The organism is Chryseobacterium sp. HNCC26DJ240 (genome assembly GCF_057180485.1).
In genome coordinates this window covers 1-1,055 of record NZ_JBXUGK010000019.1, presented here as the reverse complement: position 1 = coordinate 1,055, position 1,055 = coordinate 1, and the positions used below count along the sequence as shown (strand labels likewise).

At 35.1% G+C, this 1,055-nt stretch carries 1 pseudogene; it reads left to right on the top strand.

Features of this window, described 5'->3' with window-relative positions:
• A pseudogene (locus tag AC2A1G_RS20035) lies at positions 1-1,055 on the top strand (IS3 family transposase); the annotation flags it as partial.

Genomic DNA, 1,055 nt, shown 5'->3' with positions numbered 1-1,055 from the left:
TCTTAGCAAAGAGCGAACTAATATATCAGAACTTGCAAGGGAATTGGGAATCGCAGTCACGCTGCTTTATAAATGGCGTAAAGAATTTGAAGAATTCGGGGAAGGAAGCTTTCCAGGGAATGGAAATTTAAAACTAACCCCTGAACAGGAAAAGATTCATGATCTGGAAAAAAAGCTGAAAGATGCAGAGCTAGAACGTGATATATTAAAAAAAGCAATTGGCATCTTCTCCAAGAGCGGTCGATGAAATATAAATTCATAAAAAATAACGAATCTATATTCCCGATTGAAAAGATGTGCCAGGTTTTAAAACTAAGTTCCAGTGGCTATTTTAAATGGAAAAGCAGACCCTTTAGCAAGAAACTGCTTTTGAAGAAAAAAAATAAAAGAGCAGATAACCTCGATTTATTTCTCATCCAAACAACGCTATGGAAGCCCAAGGATTACTTTTGAATTGAATTCTTTAGGCTATAAAATCTCCAGAATAACTGTTGCAAAATATATGAAAGAGCTGGGTTTGAGAAGTAAACTGAGCAAGAAATTTAAAATGACAACAAACTCTAAACACAATTATTTGGTGGTAGAAAATGTGTTGGACAGGAATTTTATTGCCGAAAAACCTGCACAAGTTTGGGTTTCTGATATTACCTACATTCAAACCAAAGAAGGCTTTTTGTATTTGACAACAGTTATTGATTTATATGATAGAAAAATCATTGGATGGAGCTTGAGTAATGGAATGAGTACTGAAGAGACAAGCCTTAGAGCCTGGAAAATGGCTGTCAAAAACAGGAAAACAGAGGAAGGACTAATTTTTCACAGTGACAGAGGCGTTCAATATGCAAGTAAGAAATTTGTGAATACTTTGGAATTTTATGGTGTTACAAGAAGTATGAGCCGCAAAGGGAATTGTTGGGACAATGCCGTGGCTGAAAGTTTTTTCAAATCATTAAAAACGGAACTCATTTACGGAAACAAACTCATTACAAAAGAAGAAATGGAGCTGGAAATATTTGAATACATTGAAATCTGGTACAACAAAAAAAGACGGCACA